Source organism: Frigidibacter sp. (assembly GCF_030695035.1).
In the GTDB taxonomy this organism is placed as follows: Bacteria; Pseudomonadota; Alphaproteobacteria; order Rhodobacterales; family Rhodobacteraceae; genus Frigidibacter.
In genome coordinates this window covers 766,697-792,827 of sequence record NZ_JAUYTT010000008.1, presented here as the reverse complement: position 1 = coordinate 792,827, position 26,131 = coordinate 766,697, and the positions used below count along the sequence as shown (strand labels likewise).

Annotated in this window: 30 protein-coding genes and 1 riboswitch; of the genes, 19 read left to right on the top strand and 11 right to left on the bottom strand. The window is 68.4% G+C overall.

Annotated features, from left to right (window positions below):
• Nucleotides 1-33: 33 nt before the first annotated feature.
• The 6 genes from Q8S30_RS07975 to pyrC form a co-directional block, all read right to left on the bottom strand.
• Nucleotides 34-780: an ABC transporter ATP-binding protein gene (locus tag Q8S30_RS07975; RefSeq protein WP_305665480.1), complete on the bottom strand. Its 747-nt coding sequence runs from the start codon at nt 778-780 to the stop codon at nt 34-36.
• A complete protein-coding gene (locus Q8S30_RS07970; protein WP_305665479.1) occupies nt 777-1,562 on the bottom strand; it encodes an ABC transporter permease in 786 nt (261 codons plus the stop codon). The genes Q8S30_RS07975 and Q8S30_RS07970 overlap by 4 nt, the downstream gene beginning before the upstream one ends.
• Entirely contained in the window at nt 1,559-2,608 is a 1,050-nt protein-coding gene (gene alr, locus Q8S30_RS07965) for an alanine racemase (RefSeq protein ID WP_305665478.1), read from the bottom strand. Before alr ends, Q8S30_RS07970 begins: the two co-directional genes overlap by 4 nt.
• Before the next feature lie 70 nt (nt 2,609-2,678).
• Complete coding sequence (locus Q8S30_RS07960; RefSeq protein WP_305665477.1) at nt 2,679-4,193, bottom strand: replicative DNA helicase; 1,515 nt, start codon at nt 4,191-4,193, stop codon at nt 2,679-2,681.
• A gap of 252 nt (nt 4,194-4,445) precedes the next feature.
• Nucleotides 4,446-5,123: an orotate phosphoribosyltransferase gene (locus tag Q8S30_RS07955; protein WP_305665476.1), complete on the bottom strand. Its 678-nt coding sequence runs from the start codon at nt 5,121-5,123 to the stop codon at nt 4,446-4,448.
• Nucleotides 5,124-5,282: 159 nt separating this feature from the next.
• Nucleotides 5,283-6,326 (bottom strand): dihydroorotase, encoded by a 1,044-nt coding sequence (gene pyrC / locus Q8S30_RS07950; protein WP_305665475.1) that lies wholly within the window; start codon nt 6,324-6,326, stop codon nt 5,283-5,285.
• 209 nt (nt 6,327-6,535) lie between these two features.
• On the opposite strand from pyrC, the gene Q8S30_RS07945 reads away from it, so the two are divergent.
• The 5 genes from Q8S30_RS07945 (at nt 6,536) to Q8S30_RS07925 (ending at nt 9,094) form a co-directional block, all read left to right on the top strand.
• Nucleotides 6,536-7,411, top strand: a complete 876-nt coding sequence (locus Q8S30_RS07945) for an urease accessory protein UreD (RefSeq protein WP_305665474.1) — start codon at nt 6,536-6,538, stop codon at nt 7,409-7,411.
• Between the two features lie 10 nt (nt 7,412-7,421).
• Nucleotides 7,422-7,724 carry an urease subunit gamma gene (locus Q8S30_RS07940; protein ID WP_305665473.1) on the top strand — a complete coding sequence of 101 codons (303 nt, stop codon included), beginning with the start codon at nt 7,422-7,424 and terminating at the stop codon, nt 7,722-7,724.
• 15 nt (nt 7,725-7,739) lie between these two features.
• Nucleotides 7,740-8,300 (top strand): HupE/UreJ family protein, encoded by a 561-nt coding sequence (locus Q8S30_RS07935; protein WP_305665472.1) that lies wholly within the window; start codon nt 7,740-7,742, stop codon nt 8,298-8,300.
• A gap of 9 nt (nt 8,301-8,309) precedes the next feature.
• Nucleotides 8,310-8,615 (top strand): urease subunit beta, encoded by a 306-nt coding sequence (locus Q8S30_RS07930; protein WP_305665471.1) that lies wholly within the window; start codon nt 8,310-8,312, stop codon nt 8,613-8,615.
• Nucleotides 8,616-8,686: 71 nt separating this feature from the next.
• Complete coding sequence (locus Q8S30_RS07925) at nt 8,687-9,094, top strand: lysozyme inhibitor LprI family protein (RefSeq protein WP_305665470.1); 408 nt, start codon at nt 8,687-8,689, stop codon at nt 9,092-9,094.
• A gap of 18 nt (nt 9,095-9,112) precedes the next feature.
• Here the strand turns inward: Q8S30_RS07925 and Q8S30_RS07920 are convergent, their stop codons facing one another.
• Both Q8S30_RS07920 and Q8S30_RS07915 read right to left on the bottom strand, forming a co-directional pair.
• The gene (locus Q8S30_RS07920; RefSeq protein WP_305665469.1) at nt 9,113-9,445 is read right to left on the bottom strand and encodes a type II toxin-antitoxin system HicB family antitoxin; all 333 of its coding nucleotides are present in this window, start codon (nt 9,443-9,445) and stop codon (nt 9,113-9,115) included.
• The gene (locus Q8S30_RS07915; protein ID WP_305665468.1) at nt 9,442-9,696 is read right to left on the bottom strand and encodes a type II toxin-antitoxin system HicA family toxin; all 255 of its coding nucleotides are present in this window, start codon (nt 9,694-9,696) and stop codon (nt 9,442-9,444) included. The genes Q8S30_RS07920 and Q8S30_RS07915 overlap by 4 nt, the downstream gene beginning before the upstream one ends.
• Before the next feature lie 147 nt (nt 9,697-9,843).
• Between Q8S30_RS07915 and Q8S30_RS07910 the strand changes: the two genes are divergently transcribed.
• Nucleotides 9,844-10,164 (top strand): antifreeze protein, encoded by a 321-nt coding sequence (locus Q8S30_RS07910; protein ID WP_305665467.1) that lies wholly within the window; start codon nt 9,844-9,846, stop codon nt 10,162-10,164.
• An 18-nt stretch (nt 10,165-10,182) separates the two neighbouring features.
• Here the strand turns inward: Q8S30_RS07910 and Q8S30_RS07905 are convergent, their stop codons facing one another.
• A complete protein-coding gene (locus Q8S30_RS07905; protein ID WP_305665466.1) occupies nt 10,183-11,043 on the bottom strand; it encodes a cytochrome C in 861 nt (286 codons plus the stop codon).
• Between the two features lie 391 nt (nt 11,044-11,434).
• Here Q8S30_RS07905 and ureC point away from each other — a divergent pair, with 391 nt between their 5' ends.
• The 7 genes from ureC to Q8S30_RS07870 all read left to right on the top strand — a co-directional run bounded on the left by ureC (nt 11,435) and on the right by Q8S30_RS07870 (nt 19,426).
• A complete protein-coding gene (ureC, locus tag Q8S30_RS07900; RefSeq protein WP_305665465.1) occupies nt 11,435-13,144 on the top strand; it encodes an urease subunit alpha in 1,710 nt (569 codons plus the stop codon).
• 208 nt (nt 13,145-13,352) lie between these two features.
• Nucleotides 13,353-13,616 (top strand): hypothetical protein, encoded by a 264-nt coding sequence (locus Q8S30_RS07895; protein ID WP_305665464.1) that lies wholly within the window; start codon nt 13,353-13,355, stop codon nt 13,614-13,616.
• A 190-nt stretch (nt 13,617-13,806) separates the two neighbouring features.
• Nucleotides 13,807-14,010, top strand: a riboswitch (cobalamin riboswitch).
• Between the two features lie 142 nt (nt 14,011-14,152).
• On the top strand, nt 14,153-16,030 hold the full coding sequence (locus tag Q8S30_RS07890; protein WP_305665463.1) for a TonB-dependent siderophore receptor: 1,878 nt from the start codon (nt 14,153-14,155) through the stop codon (nt 16,028-16,030).
• A gap of 55 nt (nt 16,031-16,085) precedes the next feature.
• Nucleotides 16,086-16,880, top strand: coding sequence for an ABC transporter substrate-binding protein (locus Q8S30_RS07885; RefSeq protein WP_305665462.1), 795 nt, complete (start codon nt 16,086-16,088; stop codon nt 16,878-16,880).
• Complete coding sequence (locus Q8S30_RS07880) at nt 16,877-17,893, top strand: iron ABC transporter permease (RefSeq protein ID WP_305665461.1); 1,017 nt, start codon at nt 16,877-16,879, stop codon at nt 17,891-17,893. Before Q8S30_RS07885 ends, Q8S30_RS07880 begins: the two co-directional genes overlap by 4 nt.
• 1 nt (nt 17,894) lies before the next feature.
• Nucleotides 17,895-18,656 (top strand): ABC transporter ATP-binding protein, encoded by a 762-nt coding sequence (locus Q8S30_RS07875; RefSeq protein ID WP_305665460.1) that lies wholly within the window; start codon nt 17,895-17,897, stop codon nt 18,654-18,656.
• Nucleotides 18,653-19,426: a cobalamin-binding protein gene (locus Q8S30_RS07870; protein ID WP_305665459.1), complete on the top strand. Its 774-nt coding sequence runs from the start codon at nt 18,653-18,655 to the stop codon at nt 19,424-19,426. The genes Q8S30_RS07875 and Q8S30_RS07870 overlap by 4 nt, the downstream gene beginning before the upstream one ends.
• On the opposite strand, the gene Q8S30_RS07865 is transcribed toward Q8S30_RS07870, so the two are convergent.
• Both Q8S30_RS07865 and phnF read right to left on the bottom strand, forming a co-directional pair.
• Nucleotides 19,427-20,605 carry an alpha-D-ribose 1-methylphosphonate 5-triphosphate diphosphatase gene (locus Q8S30_RS07865; RefSeq protein ID WP_305665458.1) on the bottom strand — a complete coding sequence of 393 codons (1,179 nt, stop codon included), beginning with the start codon at nt 20,603-20,605 and terminating at the stop codon, nt 19,427-19,429. It abuts the gene before it with no gap.
• Between the two features lie 133 nt (nt 20,606-20,738).
• Nucleotides 20,739-21,449 (bottom strand): phosphonate metabolism transcriptional regulator PhnF, encoded by a 711-nt coding sequence (gene phnF, locus Q8S30_RS07860; protein ID WP_305665457.1) that lies wholly within the window; start codon nt 21,447-21,449, stop codon nt 20,739-20,741.
• Between the two features lie 142 nt (nt 21,450-21,591).
• On the opposite strand from phnF, the gene phnG reads away from it, so the two are divergent.
• The 6 genes from phnG (at nt 21,592) to phnK (ending at nt 26,127) form a co-directional block, all read left to right on the top strand.
• Nucleotides 21,592-22,068, top strand: a complete 477-nt coding sequence (gene phnG, locus Q8S30_RS07855; RefSeq protein WP_305665456.1) for a phosphonate C-P lyase system protein PhnG — start codon at nt 21,592-21,594, stop codon at nt 22,066-22,068.
• On the top strand, nt 22,068-22,637 hold the full coding sequence (gene phnH, locus Q8S30_RS07850) for a phosphonate C-P lyase system protein PhnH (RefSeq protein WP_305665455.1): 570 nt from the start codon (nt 22,068-22,070) through the stop codon (nt 22,635-22,637). Before phnG ends, phnH begins: the two co-directional genes overlap by 1 nt.
• Nucleotides 22,637-23,731, top strand: coding sequence for a carbon-phosphorus lyase complex subunit PhnI (locus Q8S30_RS07845; protein WP_305665454.1), 1,095 nt, complete (start codon nt 22,637-22,639; stop codon nt 23,729-23,731). Before phnH ends, Q8S30_RS07845 begins: the two co-directional genes overlap by 1 nt.
• Entirely contained in the window at nt 23,728-24,336 is a 609-nt protein-coding gene (locus Q8S30_RS07840; RefSeq protein ID WP_305665453.1) for an HAD family phosphatase, read from the top strand. Before Q8S30_RS07845 ends, Q8S30_RS07840 begins: the two co-directional genes overlap by 4 nt.
• Nucleotides 24,333-25,193 (top strand): alpha-D-ribose 1-methylphosphonate 5-phosphate C-P-lyase PhnJ, encoded by an 861-nt coding sequence (locus Q8S30_RS07835; protein WP_305665452.1) that lies wholly within the window; start codon nt 24,333-24,335, stop codon nt 25,191-25,193. The genes Q8S30_RS07840 and Q8S30_RS07835 overlap by 4 nt, the downstream gene beginning before the upstream one ends.
• 163 nt (nt 25,194-25,356) lie before the next feature.
• Complete coding sequence (gene phnK / locus Q8S30_RS07830; RefSeq protein ID WP_305665451.1) at nt 25,357-26,127, top strand: phosphonate C-P lyase system protein PhnK; 771 nt, start codon at nt 25,357-25,359, stop codon at nt 26,125-26,127.
• The last annotated feature ends 4 nt before the right edge of the window (nt 26,128-26,131 follow it).

The following is a 26,131-nucleotide window of genomic DNA, read 5'->3' as shown; positions in this document are numbered from 1 at the left end:
TTGGGGGTAGAGACTGTTTCCAGAATGGAAACGTCAGCGCACTGCCTCGATCGGGCCGGTCGCGCGGCCATGGATGAACTGTTGCACGTAAGGGTCTGACGTTGCGTCCATTTCGCCCACAGGCCCTGTCCAGCGGATCTTGCCGCCATGCAGCATCGCCACCTTGTCAGCAATGGCGCGGACCGAGGACATGTCATGCGTGATGGTCATCGCCGTCGCGCCCATTTCCACCACGATCTCACGGATCAGCTCGTTGATCACCCCGGCCATGATCGGATCGAGCCCGGTGGTGGGTTCATCGAAGAAGATGATCTCGGGCTCTGCGGCGATGGCGCGAGCGAGGCCGACGCGTTTCTGCATCCCGCCCGACAGCTCTGCCGGGAACTGGTCGGCCACCTCGGGGCGCAGGCCGACGCGGCGCAGCTTCTCGATGGCCACCTCGCGCGCTTGCGCTTTTGGCAGCTTGGCCGGGCCGCGCAGCAGGCGGAAGGCGACATTCTGCCAGACGCTGAGGCTGTCGAACAGCGCCCCGCCCTGGAACAGCATCCCGAAGCGGGCAAGGAAGGCATCGCGCTTGACCTTCGTCACGTCCTGCCCGTCCACCTCGATGCTGCCGGCATCGGGCTTCACCAGCCCCAGAACGCATTTCAGCAACACTGACTTGCCTGTGCCCGACCCGCCGATGATGACCATGCTCTCGCCGCGTGGCACATGCAGGTCCACCCCGCGCAGAACCGCGTTGGCGTCGAAGGACTTGTGAAGATCGGTGATGCGGATCATGCGGCGAAGAACAGTTCGGTGAGGATGTAGTTGGAGGCGAGGATCAGCACCGAGGCGGAGACCACTGCCGATTTCGTGGCCCCGCCCACGCCCTGCGCGCCGCGGCCCGAGTTCATGCCGAAATAGCAGCCCATCAGCGCCACGATGAAGCCGAACACCGCGCCCTTGACCATGCCCGATCCCACATCCCAGAACTCGAGGAATCCGGTGGTGTTGGACATGTAGGTGCTGGCAGAAAAGCCCAGCCGGTTGATGCCCACCAGATAGCCGCCGAAGATGCCAAGCGCATCGCCAACCGCCACCAGCAGCGGCATCGACAGCGTCGCCGCCAGCACCCGCGGCACCGTGAGGTATTTCATCGGGTTGGTGGAGAGGGTGGTCAGCGCGTCGATCTGCTCTGTCACTTTCATCGTGCCGATCTCGGCGGCGATGGAGCTGGCAACCCGCGCCGCCACCATCAGCGCCCCAAGGACCGGCCCCAGCTCCCGCGTGATGCCAAGCGCCACGATCTGCGGCACCACGGATTCGGCGTTGAAGCGCGAGCCCCCCGCATAGATCTGCAGCGCCAGCGCGCCGCCGGTGAAGATGGCGGTCATGCCGACGACCGGCAGGCTCAGCCAGCCGATCTGCAGGCAGGCGTGCAGGAACTCGCGCCAGTAGAAGGGCGGGCGGACCAGATGCTGCAGCGTCGCCCCGGCAAAGCGCGACACCCGGCCAAGCGAGGCAAGGGCGGACAGCACCGCATGGCCCAGATGCGCCAACGGGCGGGTCACGGCATTCATGGCTGGCCCCCGTAATAGCGGCGGGCGTAACGCGCGCCGAGGCTGGTGAGGATCTCGTATCCGATGGTCCCGCCCACGGCCGCCAGATCGTCGGCGCCCTGCATCGGGCCGAGGATGTCCAGCGCGTCGGGCACGTCCGGAAGATGGCTCACATCCACGGTGATCAGGTCCATCGACACCCGGCCCACCAGCGGGCAGGGGGTGTCGCCGTCCCACAGGGTCGCGCGGCCCGACAGCGTGCGTGCCAGCCCATCGGCATAGCCCGCGGCGACGGTGGCGATGCGCGTCGGCTGGTCCGCGACGAAGCCATTGGCATAGCCGACCCGCTCCCCCGCCGCCACGTCGCGCCATTGCACCACCGGCAGCGACAGCCGCACCGCCTGCTGGCCCGCCTGATAGGGCGCGCAGCCATGCAAGCCGATGCCGGGGCGCGTCACCTCGAAGTGGTAGTCGGGCCCTAGCAGGATGCCGCCCGTCGCCGACAGCGACCGCGGCACGCCGGTATCTTCCGTCAGGCGGATGAATTCATGCAGCTGCTCGGGGTTCATCGGGTCGGCGGGATCGTCCGAGCAGGCCAGATGCGACATCAGCAGCGCCGGCCCCGCGGCCAGCACGATGCCCGCCACCGCCTCCCACTCCGCCGCTTCCATCCCCAGCCGGTTCATGCCGGTATCCAGCTGCACGCCGAAGGAATGCCCCGGCAGCGCCTCGAAATGCCGGGTCAGCTGCTCGACCGAGTTCAGCATCGGCGTCAACTCGGCCTGCGCGATCATCGCCGCGTCCCCGGCCATGTGGCCCGAAAAGACCGAGATTTCCGGCCCCGGCCCCAGCGTCTTGCGCAGCACCGCGCCTTCCTCGGCCTGCGCCACGAAGAACCGCCGCGCGCCTGTCCGGGCCAAGGCGAGCGCCACCGGCCCCGCACCCAGCCCATAGGCATCGGCCTTGACCACGGCGCCGGTTTCCACGCCCGGCCCGCTCATACGGTCCAGCGCGCGCCAGTTGGCGACCACGGCATCAAGGTCGATCTCTAAGGTTGCGCTGGCCATGCCGGGGGTTTTCGGCAGCGCAGCGGGCAAGGTCAAGCACAAAGCGCGGCAGGGGGCGGAACCGCGCCGCCTAGAACCGCTCCTCGGCCCCATCCTGCCAGGCGCGCACAAGGTTGCCAAAGCGGGTGAAGCGGCCCTCGAAGCTCAGCTCCACCGTGCCGATGGGCCCGTGGCGCTGCTTGCCGATGATGACCTCGGCCTTGCCATGCACGCGCTGCATGGTCTCTTGCCACTTGGCCATGGCCTCGAGGTTGTCCTCGCCCGGCTTCTCGCGCTCTTTGTAATATTCGTCGCGATAGACGAACATCACCACATCGGCATCCTGCTCGATCGAGCCCGACTCGCGCAGGTCCGACAGTTGCGGGCGCTTGTCCTCGCGGCTTTCCACCTGACGCGACAGCTGGCTGAGCGCGATGACCGGGATGTGCAGCTCCTTGGCGATGGCCTTCAGCCCCTGCGTGATCTCGGACACTTCCTGCACCCGGTTCTCCTTGCCCGATCCGGCGCGCAGCAGCTGCAGGTAGTCCACGATCAGCACATCGAGCCCATGCGTCCGCTTCAGCCGCCGCGCCCGGGCCGCGACCTGGCTGATCGGCAGGGCAGGGGTGTCGTCGATGAAGAGGGGGCAGGCCTCCAGCGCCTTGGCGGCCTCGACGAAGCGGCGGAACTCGGCTTCCGTCATGTCGCCGCGGCGGATCTGCTCGCTGGGAACCTCCGACGCTTCGGACAGGATCCGCGCCGCCAGCTGTTCGGACGACATTTCGAGGCTGAAGAACCCCACCACGCCGCCCTGCACCGCGCCTTCGGTGCCGTCATGCAGGCGCCCGCGCTTGTAGGCCTTGGCAATGTTGAAGGCGATGTTGGTCGCCAGCGAGGTCTTGCCCATCGAGGGGCGGCCCGCGAGGATCAGAAGGTCCGACTTGTGTAGGCCGCCCAGCTTCTTGTCGAGATCGACCAGCGCAGTCGACACCCCCGCCAGCCCGCCCTCGCGCTGATAGGCAGCATTGGCGACGTTCACCGCCTCTGTCACCGCCTTCAGGAACGACACGAAACCCCGCTCGGCGGTGCCCTGTTCCGACAGCTGATAGAGCCGCTGTTCCGCCTCGACGATCTGGTCCTTCGGCTCGCTGGTGATCTCGACCTTGGCCGCCTTGGCCGAGATTTCGCGCCCGAGGCCGATAAGCTCGCGCCGCACCGCAAGGTCGTAGATCATCTGCGCATAATCGCGCGCCGCGAAGGCCGAGATCGCCGCGCCCGCAAGCCGCGCCAGGTAGGCCGGCCCGCCCAGTTCCTTCAGCCCCTGGTCATCCTCAAGGAAGCCCTTGAGCGTCACCGGCGAGGCCAGCGCATTCTTGTGGATCCGCGCCGAGGCAATCTCGAAGATCCGCTTGTGCACCGGCTCGAAGAAATGGTCGGAGCGCACGACACTGGCGATGCGGTCATAGATGTCATTGTTGGTCAGGATCGCGCCCAGCAATTGCTGCTCGGCCTCGATATTGTGCGGCAGCACATCGGTGGCGGCGGCATCGGGTTGTTCGGTGCCGGAATCGCGGCCAGTATCGCGAAAAGCGCGGAGTTCGTTCATGGGCTGCCTCTTTTGGTAAGGCCCCTCTCTACCTGCGCGCGGCGGCGCCGGGTAGGGGAATAGGTCTGGGGATAACTGGCGCACAACCCTGTGGATGGGCCGCTTCGTCCCCGCAGCCTACCATATCTTGCGGCGCCCCGCATCCCTGCTACCGCGCCGCGGATTCGGCCGCTGCCCCGCGGGCAGGGTTATCCACAATCCGCCCACAGGCCCGTCCACTGCCGCGAGGGCCGGCGGCGGAAAGCCGCCGGATCAGCCCTTGCGGGCCTCCTGCCACTCGCGCGGGGCCTTCAGGAAGCTCTCGACCTCGGCCAGGGTGCCCTCGTCAAAGGCCCCCTGCGCCCGCGCCTCGGCCAGCACGTCCCACCAGGTGCACAGGTGCAGCAGTTTCACCCCATGCGCCCCCAGCTTCGCCTCGGTATCCGGGAAGATGCCATAGTAAAAGATGACGGCGGTATGCCCGCAGCTCGCCCCGGTCTCGCGGATCGCATCGACGAAGGACAGCTTGCTGCCGCCATCGGTGGTCAGATCCTCGACCAGCAGCACCCGCTGGCCCTCGGTCATCACGCCCTCGATCCGGGCATTGCGGCCATAGCCCTTGGGCTTCTTGCGCACATAGGTCATCGGCAGCGCCAGCCGCTCGGCCACCATCGCGGCGAAGGGGATGCCCGCCGTCTCGCCGCCGGCAATATTGTCGAAGGCCTCGAATCCCGCCTCCCGCAGCACCGTCACCGACAGGAAATCCATCAGGGTGGAGCGGATGCGCGGATAGCTGATCAGCTTGCGGCAATCGATATAGGTTGGCGAGGGCAATCCGCTTGCCAGCGTGAACGGCGTCTCGGCGTTGAAATGCACCGCCTTGATCTCCAGCAGCATCCGCGCGGTCAGCCGGGCGATCTCATCCTTCGGGGGGTAGCTGCTGGGGATCATCTGAGGGGTCCTTCCTTGGGGCAGGGTGTATCGGTCATGGTTTCGTTTTGGCTTAAGTATCCCGGGGTCCGGGGCAGCGCCCCGGCGCCTGCCAGCGTTGCGACGCCGGGGGTTTCACACCCCCGGACCCCCGTGGGATATTTGGGCCAAAACGAAGCATCAGGGTGCGATGGTCCAGTGGACCGGGAAGCCGGGGTCGAAGACGGTGACCGCTTCGGCGCCCGCGGTGATCTTGGCGGGGAACTCTGCCGGGGCCTCGCCCTTGACCAGCGTGAGGCGCGCCTCGTTCACCGGCAGGCGGTAGAAGCCGGGGCCGTTCAGGCTGGCGAAGGCCTCGAGCCGGTCCAGCGCGCCGTCTTCCTCGAAGACATGGGCCAGAAGGCTCATGGTATTTGTCGCGGTGAAGCAGCCGGCGCAGCCGCAGGCATGTTCCTTCAGACGGTCCGGATGCGGCGCGGAATCGGTGCCGAGGAAGAACCGCGCCTCGCCCGAGGTCGCGGCCGCGCGCAGCGCCAGCCGGTGCTCCTCGCGCTTGGCGACGGGCAGGCAGTAGTAATGCGGCTTGATGCCGCCGGCGAGGATGTGGTTGCGGTTGATGATCAGGTGATGGGTGGTGATGGTGGCGCCAAGGTCATCGCCGCCACTGCGCGCATACTCCACGCCCTGCCCGGTGGTGATGTGCTCCATCACCACCCGCAGCCCCGGCGTGGCGCGGCGCAGCGGGTCCAGCACCGTGTCGATGAACACCGCCTCGCGGTCGAAGATATCCACCTCGGGCGTCGTCACCTCGCCGTGGATACACAGCGGCAGGCCGATCTCGGCCATCAGCTCCAGCACGGCGCGGACCTTGGCGAAGTCGCGCACGCCGCCATGGCTGTTGGTGGTGGCGCCAGCGGGGTAGAGCTTGACGGCCTTGACCAGCCCGCTTGCCGCCGCCGCCCGCACATCGGCGGGGTCGGTGTCTTCGGTCAGGTAGAGCGTCATCAGCGGCTCGAACGCCATCCCGTCGGGCAGGGCGGCGAGGATGCGGGCGCGGTAGGCGGCGGCATCTGCGGCGGTGACCACCGGCGGCACGAGGTTGGGCATGATGATCGCGCGGGCGAAGTGGCGGGCGCTTTCGGGCAGAACCGCTTTCATCATCTCGCCATCGCGCAGATGCAGGTGCCAATCGTCTGGGCGGCGCAGGGTGAGTGTGGTTGTCATGGCGCCCTCGGCTGCTGGTTTCGCGCTGTCCTACACAGGTCTTTGCTGCGTTTCCAGTGCGTCGGCGGCCGGGCGGGATTTCTGTGCCGCCTGACTTTTGGGCGAGGGTGCCTGTTGCGCGGGCACCCGCCACCGGCGTTGCCGCCTCTCGCCGCAACCGCAAAGCGCGGCGGATGGTGCGGACCTCTGCCCGGATTTACCCTTGAGCCATGTTCCACGATCCCGCCCCCATCCCGATCCCGCCCACCCCCCTCCGCGGGGCGATGCAGCGCGTGAAGGGCGAGGCGGCAGTGGAAATGATTGCCAAGGCCGGGCGCACCCATCTGGCGGATCTGTGGCAATCGGGCTCGGCCAAGGCGATGCTGCCGCGGATCCATGGGCCTGACCCCGAGGTGGTGTTCCTCAATACCGCTGGCGGCCTGACGGGGGGCGACGTGCTGCGCTATGCGCTGGACCTCGGCCCCGGGGCCCGCGCCGTTGCCACCACGCAGACGGCAGAGCGGGCCTATACCGCGGGCGGGCCGGAGGGCGGGCGAGCCTCCATGCAGGTGCGGCTGACGCTGGGGCCCGGCGCCCATGCCGACTGGCTGCCGCAGGAGACGATCCTCTTCAACGGCGCCGCCCTCTCGCGCCGCACACGCGCCGATCTGGCCCCCGGCGCCTCGGTGCTGCTGGCCGAGATGCTGGTGCTGGGGCGCGCCGCGATGGGCGAGGCGGTGGCGCAAGTGGCGCTGTCGGACCGGCGCGAGGTCTGGCGCGGGGCGGTGCCGGTGCTGGTCGATCCCTTTGCGCTGACCGGGGCGAGCCTTTCTCTCCCCGGCACTGGCCCGCGCCCGGCGCTGCTGGCCGGCGCGCGGGCGGTGGCGATGCTGGCGCTGGTCGCCAACGGGGCAGAGGATGCCGCGGGCCCCCTGCGCGCCGCGCTGGCGGGGCTGGAGGATGCCGAAGCCGCCGTGTCGGGCTGGGACGGGCGCTGCCTTGTCCGCATCCGCGCCGCCGATGGCCTTCCGATGAAGCGCGCCGTCGCTCGGGCCTTGCATATCCTGCGCGGCGGCGCCAGCCTGCCGCGAGTCTGGCAGATCTGAGGGAAGACGCATGAACCTGACCCCGCGGGAGAAAGACAAGCTGCTGATCAGCCTTGCCGCCATGGTGGCGCGCGGGCGGCTGGCGCGGGGGGTGAAGCTGAACCACCCCGAAGTCATCGCGCTGATCACCGATTTCGTGGTCGAGGGCGCGCGGGATGGGCGCAGCGTCGCCGACCTGATGCAGGCCGGCGCGCATGTGATCACCGCGGATCAGTGCATGGACGGCATCCCCGAAATGATCCCCGACGTTCAGGTCGAGGCGACCTTTCCCGATGGCACCAAGCTGGTGACCGTCCACCACCCGATTCGATAAGAAACCGAGGGACCGATGAAAAGACTGCCACTCCTGACCGCCCTGATGCTGCCGACTGCCGCGCTGGCCCATACCGGGCATGAGGCCGGCAGCCTTGCCTCCGGCATGATGCACCCGGTTGGCGGGCTCGACCATGTGCTGGCGATGGTGGCGGTGGGCCTCTGGGCCGCGCAGACCGGCGGGCGCGCTGTTTGGGCGGCCCCCTTGACCTTCGTCGGCGCGATGCTGGCGGGCGGGGCGATGGGCATGGCGGGCATCGGCTTCCCGGCGGTGGAGCCGATGATCCTCGCCTCTATCGTCGTCCTCGGCGCGGTGGTGGCATTGGCCGCGCGAGTGCCGCTGGTCCCGGCGCTGGCGATGATCGCGCTCTTCGGCATGGCGCATGGCCATGCGCATGGCGCCGAAGGTCCGGGCACCGGCATGGCGGCCTATGCGGCGGGCTTCGCTCTGGCGACGGCCGCGCTGCACGGGGCAGGGCTGGCGCTTGGCTTCGGCCTCGCACGGCTGGCCTTCGCGGTACGGATGCTTGGCCTTGGCGCGGCCGGGGCAGGGCTCGCCCTTGCCGTTACAGGATAGGAGGGTGCGATGATCCCCGGAGAGATTTTCCCCGCCGATGGCGAGATCGAGCTGAATGCCGGCCAGCCCGTCACCACGCTTCTGGTCGCCAATACCGGCGACCGGCCGATCCAGGTCGGCAGCCATTACCACTTTGCCGAGACCAATGCGGGTCTGTCCTTCGACCGGGATGCCGCCCGCGGTCAGCGCCTCGACATCGCCGCCGGCACTGCGGTGCGCTTCGAGCCGGGCCAGACCCGCGAGGTGCATCTGGTGCCCTATCGCGGCGCGCGGCGGGTGTTCGGGTTTAACCAGAAGGTCATGGGCGAGCTTTAAGCTGGCGCTTGGGGCTGGCGCCGCGCAGCCGGCGGGGGCATCTTGCGCCCAACCCGCTGATGGAGCCTGCCATGACCCACGCCCGCCTTGCCGCCGCCCTGCTATTCCTCACCCCGCTGCCGTCTCTCGCGCAGGACGCGCCCGACATCGACTGTGCCAATGCGAAGACCCAGATGGAGATGACCTTCTGCGCCGAGCAGGACTGGATCGCCGCCGATGCCGATTTGAACGCCGCCTGGGCCCCGGCCATGGCTGCGATGCGCGCGCTGGACGAAGGCCAGCCCGCAGACCTGAAGGGCGCCGCCGATGCCCTGCGCGCGGCGCAGCGCGCCTGGGTCAGCTACCGCGACCTCGCCTGCACCGCGGAGGGCTACCAGATGCGCGGCGGATCGGCCGAGCCGATGGTGATCTACGGCTGCCGCGCCCGCCTGACCGAGGCCCGCACCGAGGAGTTGCTGGCTCTGGCCGCGCCGATGTGAGGAGGGCGTCCCAGGCACTTACCCCGCGGCGCGGTCCAGCACTTCCTCTGCCCATTGGTTCAGGCTCTTGCCCGACAATTCGGCGGCCAGCGCGGCACGGCGGTGAACCTCGGGGCTGACGCGGAACATCACTTGCCCGGAATAGGCCTTCTGCGGTTCCTTGCCGATGCGGGCGCAGGTCTCGAGGTAATCTTCCACCGCCTCATGGAAGGCCTCGCGCAGCGCGTCGACGCTGTCGGCATGAAAGCCCACCCCGTCGCGGATCCCGGCAATCTTGCCGGTGAAGATCCCGTCCTCGTCGTCATAGTCGATGCGGGCGGTATAGCCCTTGTAGGTCATGGAGTTGCTCATGGTCTCACCCCGATCCGGTCCGACACGTCGCGGGCATCGCGCAACTGGTATCGCTTGGCTTCCTTGGCGGGGTGCGGGCGATGAAACGTCGCCACCTCGCCATCCTTCTCGAAACGCACCCGGGATCCGCGCCCTTCGATCAGCCGTGCCCCGGCGGCCAGCAGCAGGCTTTCAATCGCCGCCCATTCGACAGTGCCGGGCACGGGGTCGGTGAACACTGCGGCAAGGGTCTTGCGGTGCTTGTTGTTCATGGCGGCACGAAAAGATCTGCTAGCGTAAAATGCAAGCGCCCGCTCTCCGCCCCGTTTTCCTCCCGCCCCTCCACCACAGCATGGCAGCTATACCGGGAACATGTGGGGCTCCCGGCGCTTGTGCAGTTGCAGCAACAGGAGCGGCCCATGGCACAGCGTAACACTTCCCTCGCATCCTTCCACGCGGGGATGGATTTCTGGCGGATCGCCGTCGAGGCGCAGGCGGTCATCGCCTTCCGCATGGCGGGGATGATGGGCCTCTGGGCCACCAAGCCGCAAGAAATGACCCGGATGATAGAGGAAAAGCCGACGGCGATGCTCGACGCTTGGTGCGCTGCCAGCTCTGCCTTCATGGCCGGCGCGGCACCGGCCGGCGTGATGCGCGCCGGGATGAAGCCCATCGGCGTCAAGACTGCCGCCAATGCCCGACGCCTTGGCAAGCTCGGCCCGCGCCTGATCTCCGGCTGATCCTGCACGGGCCTCGCGTCACTTCGCCGAAGGCAAGGGCGGCAGGCTGCGCAGATAGAGCACGACCGCGTCCAGATCCTCGGGCGTCATCGCGGCCAGATATGCATAGGGCATCGGCGGCAGCATCTTCGACCCGTCGGGGCGGGTGCCCTCGGTGATCATCGCCTTCAGCTCGGCATCGTCGTAGCGCCCGATCCCGTCCGTCTCATGCGGGGTCAGGTTGCTGGCGACCGACGTGCCCCAGGGCCCGACAAACGCGAAGCCGCCGCGGCCAAGGTCGGTGTCCAGCATCGGGCCTTGCGGGCCCATCGGCGTGTGGCATTCCATGCAATGCATGACCGGCCCCGCCAGATAGGCGCCATACTCGGCGGTCACTCCGGCGTCTGGCGCCGTAACGCTCTCCACCGCTGGCCCATAAGCCGGCGGCAGCGGAATGCGGTAGCTGGAGGCGGGGACCATATTCTCCACCGGCTCGAGCGTCCGCAGGAACATCACGATCGACTGCAGATCCTCATCCCCCAGCCCGCGATACATCGCAAAGGGCATCGGTGGCCCGATCAAGGATCCATCGGGCCGCAGCCCTTCACGGATCGCGCGGGACAGCTCGGCATCGCTCCACGCGCCGATTGGGCCAGCGGGGGTCAGGTTCGGCGCATAGGCGGTGAATGCAGGATTGTCCTCGACCAGCCGCCCGGCAAACTCCATCCCGGGCACCGGACCTTCGGGGCCAAGCGGGGTATGGCAATTGCCGCAACCGGCAGGGCCGCGGACAAGGTATTCGCCGCGCTCGGCAGAGGGGCCAGCTTGCGCGGAGGTGGCGGGCAGAAGGACGGCGAGGAACATCAGGGCGCAAAAGCCCTGCGAAAGACGAATGGTCATCATGATCTGGCTCTGGGCTGGAGCCCCTTATGGGGCGGAAATGGGGTCGCGCGTCGGGGGCTAAATCCCCCGGAAATCTTGGCCCGAAACCATCGGGCGATACCTGAACTGCAAAGGCGCCGCAGCCGGAAATTCAGGGGCTGCAGAGGACGCCTCTATCCTCGATATCCTCAGTTTGTGTCAATATGTCGCAGGGGTAAGGCATTCCTGACCCGGGCCCCCGAACCGCTGGTGCGACCAAAGGCAAACCGCCCCGCTCTGCCCAAATCTTAAGCAACCGCCCAATCCCGCCGCGCGCCTTGCCCCGAACCCGCAGCCGGTATTTGACATCCCCGCACTCCCGCGCCGAAATCCGCAGGCAACACTCCCCCGAACGCCCCCGGAGGCCCGAATGCCCGCCAAGATCTCCCGCGCCACCTATGCCGACATGTATGGCCCCACCACCGGCGACCGGCTGCGGCTTGGCGATACCGACCTGATCATCGAGGTGGAGCGCGACCTGACCACTTATGGCGAAGAGGTGAAGTTCGGCGGCGGCAAGGTCATCCGCGACGGCATGGGCCAATCCCAGGCCACGCGGGCCGAGGGCGCGGTGGACACCGTCATCACCAACGCGCTGATCCTCGACCATAGCGGGATCTACAAGGCCGATGTCGGCCTGCGTTCGGGGCGCATCCACAAGATCGGCAAGGCCGGTAACCCCGACACCCAGCCCGGCGTCACCGTGATCGTCGGCCCGGGGACAGAGGTGATCGCGGGCGAGGGCCGCATCCTCACCGCCGGCGGCTTCGATGCGCATATCCATTTCATCGCCCCCCAGCAGATCGAGGATGCGCTGCATTCGGGCATCACCACCATGCTCGGCGGCGGCACCGGCCCGGCGCATGGCACGCTCGCCACCACCTGCACCCCGGGCCCCTGGCATATCGAGCGGATGCTGCAATCGCTGGACGCCTTCCCGATGAACTTCGGCCTCTCGGGCAAGGGCAATGCCAGCCAACCCGCGGCGCTGGTCGAAATGGTCACCGCCGGCGCCTGCGCGCTGAAACTGCATGAGGATTGGGGCACCACCCCCGGCGCCATCGATTGCTGCCTGTCGGTGGCCGATGACATGGACGTGCAGGTGATGATCCACACCGACACGCTGAACGAGAGCGGCTTTGTCGAGAATACCCTCGCCGCCATCAAGGGCCGCACCATCCACGCCTTCCACACCGAAGGCGCCGGCGGCGGTCATGCGCCCGACATCATGAAGGTGGTCAGCAGCCAGAACGTGATCCCTTCCTCGACCAACCCGACCATGCCCTACACGGTGAACACGCTCGAAGAGCATCTCGACATGCTGATGGTCTGCCACCATCTCGACGCCGCGATCCCCGAGGATGTGGCCTTCGCCGAAAGCCGCATCCGCAAGGAGACCATCGCCGCCGAGGACATCCTGCATGACATGGGCGCCTTCTCGATCCTCTCCTCGGACAGCCAGGCGATGGGGCGGGTGGGCGAGGTGATCATCCGCACCTGGCAGACCGCCCACAAGATGAAACTGCAACGCGGGCGCCTTGCCGAAGAAACCGGCGACAACGACAATATCCGAGTGCGCCGCTACGTGGCGAAATACACGATCAACCCGGCCATCGCCCAAGGAATGAGCCGCCATATCGGCAGCATCGAGGAAGGCAAGCGCGCCGATCTGGTGTTGTGGAGCCCGGCCTTCTTCGGCGCCAAACCGGAAATGGTGCTGATCGGCGGCAGCATCGTCGTGGCGCAGATGGGCGATCCCAACGCCTCGATCCCCACCCCGCAGCCGGTCCATACCCGCCCCATGTTCGGCGCCTTCGGCCGCAGCGTCGAGCGCTCGGCGATCCTGTTCGTGTCCCAGGCCGCCCAGGCAGACGGCCTGCGCGCCCGCATCGGCCTCGCCAAGGAAACGGTCGCCGTCGAAGGCACCCGCACCATCGGCAAGGCCGACATGATCCACAACAGCGCCACCCCGATGATCGAGGTGAACCCCGAAACCTACGAGGTCCGCGCCGACGGCGAACTCCTCACCTGCGAGCCCGCCAAGGAACTCCCCCTCGCACAGCGCTACTTCCTGTTCTGAGGCCACGACCACCCGGTGACCCCGCGCCCCTTCCCCTTCTTGCTGGCAAAAATATCCTCGGGGGGCGCGGGGGGCAGACGGCCCCCCGCCTTGTTGCGATTGAGGGGCAGAAGACCCCCGCCGTCTTTCGGTCATGCCATCCGCTCTGGATCATCGCGCCCCGCTGCCGTAGACGCCGGGCTCGATCAACCCTCCTTCAGAGAGCGACATGAAAAAATCCCTTACTATTCTGGCGGTTGTTGCCTTCGCCGCAGTGATCGTCCTTGGCGGGCGCTACTACATATGGGTCGCCAATATCGGCAACGCGGCCACGCCCTTCGACGAGGTCGGTATCGGGCTGCACGCCTACATGCCGGGCTTCGTGCAGGATTGGGGCTGCGCAAAGCTGCAGGAAAGCTTCGGCACCCAGACCCTGCCGCCCTATGGCTGCGCCGCGGCCGACGGTCGCTGGAAGTCGCCTATCGCCGGCTGAAATTGCTCGGGGCAGGGGACTCACATTCTTGGCGCGCCCCCTCCCCGGAACCGCGCCTGACTTCCCCCTTTGCCTTGTAGAAATACTCTCGGGGGGCGCGGGGGGCAGAAGGCCCCCCGCTTCTTCGGCCCGACAGACCCCACGCACGCCCCCGTGATCGATCCCGCTTGACAGTCCCGCCCATTTCCGGCGAGAGAAAGCCCACTTCGGTTCCGCCTTGCGAGGGGCGGATGAAAAGGGAACCCGGTGCGCGCCCGACAGGCGCAACTCCGGGGCTGCCCCCGCAACTGTAGGCGGAGAGCGACGGCCGACATGCCACTGGGGATCCCCCGGGAAGGCGGCTTGAAGCGTTGACCCGCAAGTCAGGAGACCTGCCGAGGTGATCACCCTATTCCGGGCGCGGGGCGTGCCCTGGATGCGGTATTCCGCAGTGGTGACGACACTCACCGTCGGCGGAATTGGCTAGCCATTTCCAAGGACAGATATCGTCATGCGCCGGGGCAGCCCCCCGCGCGTTCCGGAAAGGCAAGATTGCCATGAGGCTCAGCCCCTCTCTCCTTCGTTTCCCGCTTCCCGCCACCGCCTGCCTTGCGCTGCTGACCGGCCTCGCCGCCGCGCCAGCCCTCGCGCAGGACACGATCTTGCTGGACGAAATCGTCATCACCGGCGCGCAAGAGCCGCAAGAGACGCGCCGCACCGGCGTGTCGGTCTCGGTGCTGACCGAGGACGATCTGGACAAGACCGCCGAAACCCGGCTGACCTCGGTCCTCGCGCGGCTGCCCGGCGTCGGCATCCTTGCCCGTGGCCCGCTTGGCACCCAGACCGGGATCACCGTGCGCGGGCTCTCGCAGAACTACATCAAGGTGCTGGTTGACGGCATCGACGTCGCCGACCCCTCGGGCCCGCAATCGGCCTATGACTTTGGCCGCCTGACCACGCTTGGCGTGTCGAGCGTGGAGCTTCTCCGCGGCTCGCATTCCGCCGTGCATGGCGGGCAGGCCGTCGGCGGCGTGCTCAGCATCGAGAGCACCCAGCTGCCCGAGGAGATCGGCAGCGAAGGCCGCTTCGCCCTCGAGGCCGGCAGCTACGACACCTACGCCGCCACCCTCGGCTACGGCGTTCGGGGCACGGCGGGCGCGCTCGGCTTCACCCTCAGCCAGATCACCACCAGCGGCTTCTCCGCCGCCGACAAGGCGGATGGCAACACCGAGGCCGACGGCTACGAGGCCACCCGCCTGACCCTGCGCGGCGAGACCGAGCTGCAGAACGGCGTTGTCCTCGGCTTCTCGGCCTTCGTCGAGGACACTGACGGCGAGTATGACGAGGGGTTCCCGCTGGCAGATGGCAGCCCGGATGAGGAGTCGGACTCCACCTCCAAGGGCCTGCGCCTCTACGCGCAGTTTGAGACCGGCCGCTTCGATCATGAACTCGCCGCGACCTGGTTCGAGATCGAACGAGGGCTCAGCGGCTCCACCAGCTTCGGCGCCAGCTACAACGACTTTACCGGAGAGCGGCGCGGCCTGTCGTGGAAGACCGGCACCGATCTTGGCCAAGGCCGGTTGGTCTTCGGCGCCGATACCACCGATGAGGAGTACACCGAAACCTCGACCTACGGTGCCTCGAAGGGCGATGCCTCCATCTCCGGCCTCTTCGCCGAATATGCCTGGGCCCCGGGCGCGAGCTTCGACCTGACCGCCTCGCTCCGCCATGACGATCACAGCGACTTCGGCGGCTTCACCACCGGCCGCCTCGCCGCGGCCTGGCAGGCCGCGCCCGATATCACCGTCCGCGCCGCGCTTGGCACCGGCTTCCGTGCCCCCTCGCTCTATGAACTCTACGGCCCCTACGGCGATGACACGCTGGAAGCCGAGGAAAGCACCTCCGCCGATCTTGGCATCGAGAAACGCTGGGGCGATGCGGCCGCCTTGCGTGCCACGCTGTTCTGGATCGAAACCGAAAACCTGATCGACTACGTCAACCTTTCCAGCCCACCCTGGGGGGCCTATGCGCAGATCCCCGGCACCACCCGCCGCAGCGGGGTGGAGCTGGAGGGTGAACTGGCCCTCAATGACCGCCTGTCCTTCACCGGCGCCTATACCTACACCGATGCCTCGAACCCCAGCCTCAGCTCTGGCAGCACCTGGAATTCCGGCTTCGGCCGGCACCAGCTGGCGCTTGGCGTCGATGCCGACCTGACCGAGGCCCTCTCGGGCAGCTTCACCGTGCTGCACGTCGCGGACCGGCCGACCCTGCCGGATTACACCGTCGCAAATGCCACGGTCAGCTATGACTTCGGCAACGATACCGAAGCCTACCTGCGCATCGAGAACCTCTTCGACGAGCAATACCAACTCTGGGACGGCTACGGCACCTCCGATCAGGCCTTCTATGTCGGCCTGCGCCGCAGCTTCTGATCGCGCGCCTTCGGGCGCGGCCCTTGCCCGCAGGGCAGGGGCCGCGCTTGCCGTGGTGCTGGCGCTTGTCGGTGCCGCGCAGGCAGAGGCGCCCGCGCGCGTCGTCTCCATGAACCTCTGCACCGACCAGCTCGCCCTGCTGCTGGCGGACCCCTCGCAGATCGTCTCGCTGTCCTACATGGCCTCCGACCCCTCCGCCTCGGCGATGGCCGAGGAGGCCGCCGCCTACCCCTCCAACCGGGGCCGCGCCGAGGAACTTTACCTCCTCAAGCCCGACCTCGTGCTCGCCTCCACCTTCTCCTCCCCCGGCACCCTGTCGATGCTGAACCGCCTCGGCCTCCATGTCGAAACCTACCCCCCGGGTGCCACGATGGACGAGTTGCGCCAATCCATCACCGACATGGGCGCCGCCCTTGGCCAACCGCAGCGCGCGGCGGACCTGTTGGCCGACTTCGACGCACAACTGGCGGCCCTCAGCACGCCCCCCCTCCGCCGCCCCCGTGCGGCGCTTTATTCCGAGGGCAGCTATGCCTCGGGCGCCCGCACGCTGGAAGGGCAGGTGATGCAGGCCGCGGGCTTCGACAATATCGCCACCGAGCATGGGCTGGACTGGGGCGGGCGGATGCCGCTCGAGGTGCTGGTGATGTCGGCGCCCGAGGTGGTGATCACCGAGACCGGCCGCCCCGGCACCAAGCGCGCCCGCGCGCAGGCGGTGCTGTCCCACCCCGCGCTGGCCCACATGCGCCGCGCCGATGTGGTCGCGCATCAGGACTGGATCTGCGCCACGCCAAGGGTGCTTGACGCCATCGCCGCCCTGACCCAGCTTCGCCGCCAGATGGAGCGCGAATGATCCCCCAGCCAAGCCTCAAGACCCTGCCGGACCAGCGCGCCCTGGTCCTGTCGCTGGTGGCGTTGGTGGTGGCGCTGTTCATCGCCTCGCTGGTCGTCGGCCCCGCCGGCATCCCCCCCGGCCGCGGCCTTCTCGCGCTGTTCACCGGGCAGGGCGGCGCCGAGGTGCTGGTGATGCGCGAGATCCGCCTGCCGCGCGCCATCCTCGGCCTCGCCATCGGCGCCTCGCTCGGGTTGGCGGGTGCCGCGATGCAGGGCTTCTTGCGCAACCCGCTGGCGGAGCCCGGGCTGATCGGCACCTCTGCCGCCGCGGCGCTTGGCGCGGTGCTGGCGATCCATACCGGCATCTACGCCAGCTTCGCGCTGGCCTTGCCGCTAATGGCGCTGGCCGGGGCAGGGCTCTCGGTCGGGGTGATCCTGATGCTGGCCGGCCCCCGCGGCAATGCGCTTTCGCTGATCCTCGCCGGCATCGCCGTGTCATCCTTGGCCGGGGCGCTCACCTCGCTGGTGCTGAACCTTGCGCCCAACCCCTATGCGGCCTCGGAAATCGTATTCTGGATGATGGGCTCCCTCGCCGACCGCTCCCTCCTGCACGTCGCCCTCGCGCTGCCCTTCCTGGCCCTCGGCGCCGCCCTGATCGCCACTACCGGCCGCGGCCTCGACGCGCTGACGCTGGGGGAGGATGCGGCCGCAAGCCTCGGCATCAACCTCACCCGCCTGCGGCTGAAGCTGGTGCTGGGAACCGCCGCGCTGGTCGGCGCCTCGGTCGCGGTGGCGGGGGCGGTAGGCTTCGTCGGCCTGATCGCCCCCCACCTGATGCGCCGCGCCGTCGGCGCCCGCCCCTCGCGCCTGCTGCCCGCCTCGGCGCTGACCGGCGCGGCGATCTTGCTGGCCGCCGATATCGCCACCCGCGTGATCGCGCCCGAACGTGACCTGAAGCTGGGCGTGCTCACCGCCCTCGTCGGCGCGCCCTTCTTCCTCCACCTCGTCCGCCGCATGGCGCGGGAGGTGTAGGATGCTCCTGACCCTGGACACCCTCACCGTCCGCCGCGGCCTTTGCCCCGTGGTGGAGCGCGTCAGCCTGACGGTCGCGCCCGGCGAATGCGTCGGGCTGATCGGCCCCAATGGCGCGGGGAAGACCTCGCTGCTGCGGGGCGCGCTTGGCCTGCTGCCTGCCAGCGGCCACTCCTCGCTGGCGGCGATGACCCCGGGTGCCCGCGCCCGTGCCGCTGCCTGGCTGCCGCAAGCGCGTGAGATTGCCTGGGGGATCAGCGTTGCGCATCTGGTGCGGCTTGGCCGCACGCCGCATCTGGGCCGCGGGCTCGATGATGACGGCGCCGTCACCCATGCCCTGTCCCGCATGGGGCTGGAGAACTTCCGCGACCGCGCTGCCACCCAGCTGTCGGGCGGTGAGCAGGCCCGTGCCCTGATCGCCCGCGCGCTGGCGCAAGAAGCGCCCCTGCTGCTGGCCGATGAGCCCATCGCCGGGCTCGACCCCGCCGCGCAGATCGCCACGATGCGGGTCTTCGCGCGTCTGGCGGAGGAGGGCGGCGCGGTCATCGCCTCGCTGCACGACCTCGGCCTTGCCGCGCGGCACTGCACCCGGCTGATCGTGCTCTCCGCCGGGCGGCTGGTTGCCGATGGCCCCCCGCGCGAGGTGCTGACGCCCTCGCTGCTGGCCGAGGTGTTCGACATCCGCGCCTATCTGTCCGACACCCCCGACGGGCTGGTGTTCCAGCCCCTCGACACCCTCCACCATCACGGGGGCTTTTCGTGACCTTCCCGCCCGAGCGCATCGTCTGCCTGACCGAGGAGACCGTCGAAACCCTCTACCTGCTGGGGCAGGAGCATCGGATCGTCGGCGTCTCGGGCTATGCCGTACGCCCGGCGCGGGTGCGGCAGGAAAAGCCGCGGGTCTCGGCCTTCACCTCGGCCGATATCCCCAAGATCCTCGCGCTGAACCCCGATCTGGTGCTCACCTTCTCGGACCTGCAAGCCGGGATCGTGGCCGAGCTGATCGCCGAGGGCATCGCCGTCCACGCCTTCAACCAGCGCCGGCTCGAAGGCGTCCTCGCCATGATCCGCACCCTCGGCGCCCTCACCGGCGTGCCGGGAAGGGCCGAGGCGCTGGCGAGCGGCTATGAGGCTCGCCTTGCCGCCATTGCCGCCACCCCGAGGCCAAGCCGCCCCCGCGTGTGGTTCGAGGAATGGGACGATCCGCTGATTTCCGGCATCGGCTGGGTCAGCGAACTGGTCGCCATCGCGGGCGGCGCAGACGTGTTCCCGGACCTCGCGCTTCAGGGCAAGGCCAAGCACCGCATCGTCCTGCCCGAGGCGGTGATCGCCGCTGCACCCGATGTGATCCTCGCCTCCTGGTGCGGCAAGAAGGTGCGCCCCGAGCGCATCGCCGCGCGCCCCGGCTGGGACAGCATTCCCGCCGTCCGGCAGGGCCGCATCCATGAGATCAAGTCGCCGCTGATCCTGCAGCCCGGCCCCGCCGCGCTGACCGATGGGCTGGACGCGATCCTGAAGGCGCTCTGGGGCTAGCTACTCGGCCGCCATCCGCAGCGGCTGCTGGCCGGCCATGAACCGCCGCCCGGCCTCGCCGGCCAGATAGGTCAGCCGCCCGCCAGAGATGGTCGCCTCCACCTGCCGCGTCGCCGCGTTGACCACCGTCACATCGGCGCGCCGCCCGAAATCGAGCACGCCCCGGTCCGGCATCCGCAAAATCTCTGCCGGCCGGGCCGAGATCATCGCCCAGGCCTTGGGCAGGCTGGCAAGCCCCCGGTCCACCAGCGTCCACACCGCCTGCACCAGCGCCGGGTAATAGTAATCCGACACCAGCGCATCGCAAAGGCCCGCGGCAATCAGGTCCGTCGCCGCGATATTCCCCGCCTGGCTGCCGCCCCGCACCACATTGGGCGCCCCCATCAGCACCGGGTCGTTCATCGCCTTGGCCGCCGCCGCCGCCTTGCGCGCCGTCGGAAACTCCGCAATCCGCGCCCCGATCATCGAGAAGCGCTCGCGCGTCTCGCCATCGGGGTCGTCATGGCTGCCATAGAGCACGCCGAGCCGGTCAAACGCCTCGGCCAGGTTGCACAGATGCCGCGGCACTTCGCGCCCGCGCGCAGCCGCCGCCTGCACGGCTTCCAGATGCTCATCTGCCGTGCGACCCAGCTTGCGGGCCCAAAGCGCGAAATCCTGCGGGTCGCGGGCGTTGATCTCCACCGCCTCGGACAGGTGGTTGTTGAACACGACATAGCCGATCCGGTGCCGTTCCACCGCCGCGATCAGCCGCGCGCCGGCCTCGACCAGATGCGTCTCGGCCCGAACCTGCAGGCGGATATCGGTCAACGCCCGCGGGCGGTAGGCATCGAGCGCACCCATCACCCGTTCGGCATAGTCGGGGCCACGGTGGCCGCCCTCCCAGCTCCAGCTTTGCGCGAAGAACGCCGTGGTCACGCCATTGGCCGCCGCCTCGCGGTCGGCGCTTGCCAGCCCCTGCACCAGATCGAACGGGGCCGAGGGGCGCGGCGCGATATGCCGCTCGAAGGCGTCGCCATGCAGGTCGATGATCCCGGGCATCAGGTAGAAGCCCGCCATGTCTACCTCGGGCAGCGGGCCCTTGGTGATCCGCCCGCCAGAGATCGCCAGCGACCGGCGCTGCATCTCGCCGTCACGCAGGATCTGGGCGCCGACAAGACGCAAGGGGGGCAACAGGGGCATGGGCGACTCGCGGGAGGTGATAGGGGCTGCTCGGCCGTTTCTTTGCGTGGGTTGCCTGTGGATAAAGCCATTCTGTGTCGCCCTCATGACACAGCGCCTGCAACCTGAACGATACTGCCGCTTTTGCGCCCCTTCAGTCCGGCGCCACCGTCAGCGTCACCCGGTCGCCCGCAAACCAGGTGTGGCCGTATTCCACCGGCAGCCCGCCCGCATCGACATTGATGGCGACGGTGCGCAGGATCGGGTCGCCCTCGCGGATGCGCAGATGCAGCGCCTGCGTGGCGGTGGCGCGCTTGGCGGTCAGCCGGGTTTCGGCGCGGGTGTAATCGGCCAGCCCCTCTGCCGCCAGCGCCTGCGTCACCGAATGCGTCTCGCGCAGCACCGGGATCAGGCCGGGAAAGCGCCCGGCCGAAAACACCGACCGGAACACCGCCAGCGGCACCCCATCGGCCAGCGAGATCCCTTCATAGACATGCACCTGTGCGCCCGTCTCCAGGTCCAGCGCCTCGGCCTCGCGCGCATCCGCCTGCCGCGTGTCCAGCAGCAGCACTTCGCGCGCGGCGCTGCGGCCTGATGCGGCAAGGTTCTGGTGCAGCCGCGTGCGCCGCCCCAGCGGATAATCCACCGGCCGGCCCGCCACGAACACCCCCGCGCCGCGCCGCGCATGGACCAGCCCCGCCTCGGCCAGCGCGGCCAGCGCCCGGCGCACGGTATGGCGGTTGACGCCGAAGCGCGCGGAGAACTCCGCCTCGGACGGCAGCTTGTCACCGGGCGCGTAATGCCCGGCGCCGATCTCGGCGGTCAGCGTCTCGGCGATCGAGGTCCAGAGGGCGGTGCGGGCCATGTCATCAAAACTTCATGCAAACGGGGTTGTGCGACTCGGGGGGCGCGGATAATCACTTGTCTAGTTGTATATATAAACCGACAGGTCAGCAAGATGTCTGTCTGCGGTGTACCAAACCTAGCCCCTGAACGACGAGATGCAAATGTCCGGTTCTGCCCCCAGCCCAAGCGATCCGCCCGAAACCGGCCAAGCTGCGCGCCAGCACTGGATGAGCCTGCTGGCGAAAGCGCGGCCCGAGCGGCTGGCAGCGGCGCTGGAAGGGCTGGATCTGCCGACGCATGACTGGGCGAGGGCGCCCGAAACCGGCGCGGTGATGGTGCGCGGCCGGATGGGCGGCAGCGGTGCGCCGTTCAACCTTGGTGAGATGACGGTGACCCGCTGCGCCCTGCGCATCGTCAGCGGTGAGGTCGGCCATGCCTATGTGCAGGGCCGCGACAAGGCCCATGCCACCCGCGCCGCGCTGGTCGATGCGCTGATGCAGGGGCCGCGCGCCGATGAACTGCGCGCTGCGGTGCTGGAGCCGTTGGCGGCAGCGGCGGCGGCAGACAGCGCCGCCCGCGCCGGCAAGGCCGCGGCGACGAAGGTGGATTTCTTCACGATGGTGCGGGGGGAAGATTGATGGACGCTGCATCCCTTTCTGGCGGCTTCGCCGACACGGCCCGCGAGGCCGCCCGCGCCTTCCGCGCCAGCCTTGACGCGATGGCGCGCCCCGGCACCCTGCACGCGGTGACCGGCGCCCTGCCGCCCGCGCCGCTCTCGCCCGCCGCCGGCGCGTTGATCCTGACGCTGGCCGACACCACTACCGGCCTGCACCTCGCGCCCTCGCATGACGTGGCAGCGGTACGGGACTGGGTCACCTTCCACACCGGCGCGCCGCTGGTCGGGCCCGAGGCGGCGGTCTTCGCCCTGGGCGATTGGGCCAGTCTTCAGCCGCTGGACCGCTTTCCCATCGGCCGCGCCGACTATCCCGACCGCTCTGCCACGCTGATCGTCGAGATGCCGGCGCTGGCCGCCTCCGGGGTGCGGCTCACCGGGCCGGGGATCAAGGAGACGGCGCAGCTCTCGATGCCGGAAACCGAAGCCTTCGTGCAAAATGCGCAACTCTTCCCGCTCGGGCTCGATTTCTTCTTCACCGCCGGCGACCTGCTGGCGGCACTCCCCCGCACCACGAAAGTCGAGGCCCTCTGATGTATGTGGCGGTAAAAGGCGGCGAGCGCGCCATCGACAATGCCCATGCCTGGCTGGCCGAGGAACGCCGGGGCGATCCGTCGGTGCCAGAGCTTGGCGTGGCGCAGATCCGCGAGCAGCTGGCGCTGTCGGTCAACCGGGTGATGGCCGAAGGCTCGCTCTACGACCCCGACCTCGCGGCGCTGGCGATCAAGCAGGCCCGCGGCGATCTGATCGAGGCGGTGTTCCTGATCCGCGCCTATCGCACCACGCTGCCGCGCTTCGGCGCCTCGCAGCCGGTGGATACCGGGGCGATGGACTGCCTGCGCCGGGTGTCGGCCACCTTCAAGGACGTGCCGGGCGGGCAGGTGCTGGGGCCGACCTTCGACTACACCCACCGCCTGCTGGACTTCAAACTGATGGCCGAGGGCGAGCTGCCAGTGGCCCCCGGCGAACCGGTGCAACCGGTGCAGGTGCCCCACGTCACCGGCTTCCTCAACCGCGACGGCCTGATCCAGCAGGAACCCGAGTCCGACGCCGTGCCCGGCGACCTGACCCGCGAACCGCTGGAGCTTCCGGCCAGCCGCGCGCTGCGCTTGCAATCGCTCGCGCGGGGGGATGAGGGGTTTGTCTTGGGGATGGCGTATTCGACGCAGCGGGGCTATGCGCGCAACCATGCGTTCGTGGGTGAGCTTCGCATTGGAACCTGTTGTGTGGAAATGGAAATTCCGGAACTTGGGTTTGCCGTCGAGATCGGAGAGGTCGAGTTGACGGAGTGTGAAACCGTCAACCAGTTCAAGGGCTCGAAGACCGAACCTCCACAATTTACAAGGGGTTACGGGCTGACCTTCGCGCAGAATGAACGCAAGGCCATCTCCATGGCCCTCGTCGACCGCGCCCTCCGCTGGCGCGAGCTTGGCGAAGACAATTCCGGAGCCGCCGCGCAGGACGAGGAATTCGTGCTGATGCATTCCGACAACATCCAGGCGACCGGGTTCCTCGAACATATCAAGCTGCCGCATTACGTCGATTTCCAGTCTGAACTGGAACTGGTGCGCAAGATCCGCGCCGAGGCGATGGCGGCCAACATCGCACAGCAGGAGGCCGCAGAATGACCGCCACTACCAAAGCCATCGTGTTCGACATCGGCAATGTGCTGGTCCACTGGGACGCGCATCTGGCCTTCACCGGCACCCTCGGCAGCCGTGAGGCGGCGAGCGACTTCATGGAGCGCATCGGCTTTTCCGTGCTGAACCTGCGCGCGGATGCGGGCGAGACCTTTGAGGGGCTGGCTGCGGAAATCGCCGACCCTGAGGACCGCGCGCTGTTTGCCGCTTACCCTGCGAACTACCACCTGACCATCGCCGAGCTGCTGGACGGCACCTGGGCGCTGATGGACCGGCTGCGGGCCAAGGGCCATCCGATCCACGCGATCACCAACTGGTCGGCCGAGACATGGCTGACCGGGCTGGACCTGCATCCCCGGCTGGGAACGTCCTTCGGTGTCACCATTGTCTCGGGCCGCGAGAAGGTGCTGAAGCCCGAACCGCAGATCTTCGCGCTGCTGTGCGAGCGGGCGGGGCTGGCCCCCGCCGAGTGCCTCTTCATCGACGACAGCGCCAAGAACGTGGCGGGTGCCGCGGCCTTCGGCATGGACGCGATCCTCTTCACGACGCCCGAGGCGCTGGAGACCGCGCTGCAAGATCGGGGGCTGCTGTGACCGACGATTACAACTTCGCCTATCTCGACGAAGAGACCAAGCGCATGATCCGCCGCGCGATCCTGAAGGGCGTGGCGATCCCCGGCTATCAGGTGCCCTTCGCCAGCCGCGAGATGCCGATGCCTTACGGCTGGGGCACCGGCGGCGTGCAGGTGACCGCCGCCTGCCTGACGCCCGAGGATGTGCTGAAGGTCATCGACCAGGGCGCCGATGACACCACCAACGCCGTGTCGATCCGCAAGTTCTTTCAGCGCACCGCCGGGGTGAAGGTGACCGAGGCGACGGCCGAGGCAAGCCTGATCCAGACCCGCCACCGCATCCCCGAGGCCGCGCTGACCGAGGGCCAGATCGTGGTGTTCCAGGTGCCGATCCCGGAGCCGCTGCGCTTCCTCGAGCCGCGCGAGACCGAGACGCGCAAGATGCATGAGCTGGAAGAATACGGCCTGATGCATGTGAAGCTGTATGAGGACATCGCCCGCCACGGCCAGATCGCCACCGCCTATGACTACCCGGTGAAGGTGGAGGGGCGCTATGTGATGGACCCCTCGCCGATCCCGAAATTCGACAACCCCAAGCTCGATGGCTCCCCGGCGCTGATGCTGTTCGGGGCCGGGCGCGAGCAGCGGATCTATGCGCTGCCGCCCTATACCAAGGTCGTCAGCCTCGATTTCGAGGATCACCCGTTCGAGCCGTCGAAGGCCGATCATGACTGCGACCTCTGTGCGGCCAGCGACACCTATCTCGATGAGGTGATCATGGACGATCAGGGCGGGCGGATGTTCGTGTGCTCCGACACCGACCATTGCCGCTGCCGCCGTGAGGCGGGGCATGTGGGCCGGTTGGGGGTGGCGGCGTGAACTCTCTTTTCTTCTTCCTTCCTTCCGGGTCGCTTGCGACCCGGACCGCGCCCGCCCGCCCGCAAAGGCGTTTCTGCGCGGGCGCGGTTCCCGCACCCGCCTCGTGCGGGCGCGGTCCTCTGACAGTTCTTCTCTCGTCAACCCGAGCTATGGAGTTTCCCCGATGACCCCGCTCCTGCAAGTCCGCGGCATCGAGAAGCGCTATGGCGCGCGGATCGGCTGTACCGCCGTCAGCTTCGACCTCTATCCCGGCGAGGTGATGGGGATCGTCGGCGAGAGCGGGTCCGGCAAGTCGACGCTGCTCTCGTGCCTTGCCGGGCACCTGGCCCCCGACGCGGGGCAGGTGATCTTCGACACGCGGGCCAGGGGCCCGGTGGACACGGTGACGATGGCCGAGCCGGAGCGGCGGATGCTAGCCCGCACCGACTGGGCCTATGTCCACCAGAACCCGCGCGACGGCCTGCGCATGGGCGTCTCGGCGGGTGGCAATGTCGGCGAGCGGCTGATGGCCGTCGGCGCGCGCAACTATGGCAGCATCCGCAGCACCGCCGAGGATTGGCTGGGCCGGGTGGAGATTGCCGGTGACCGCATCGACGACCGGCCGGCGGCCTTTTCCGGCGGGATGCAGCAACGGTTGCAGATCGCCCGCAATCTGGTGACCGGGCCGCGGCTGGTGTTCATGGATGAACCGACCGGCGGGCTCGATGTCAGCGTGCAGGCGCGGCTGCTGGACCTTCTGCGCGGCCTTGTGCGGCGGCTGGGGCTGTCGGCGGTGATCGTGACGCATGATCTTGCGGTGGTGCGGCTTCTGGCGGATCGTCTGATGGTGATGAAAGGCGGCCGGGTGGTGGAGACCGGGCTGACCGATCAGGTGCTGGACGATCCGCAGCATGCCTACACGCAACTTCTGGTCTCCTCGGTGCTGCAGGTCTGAAATG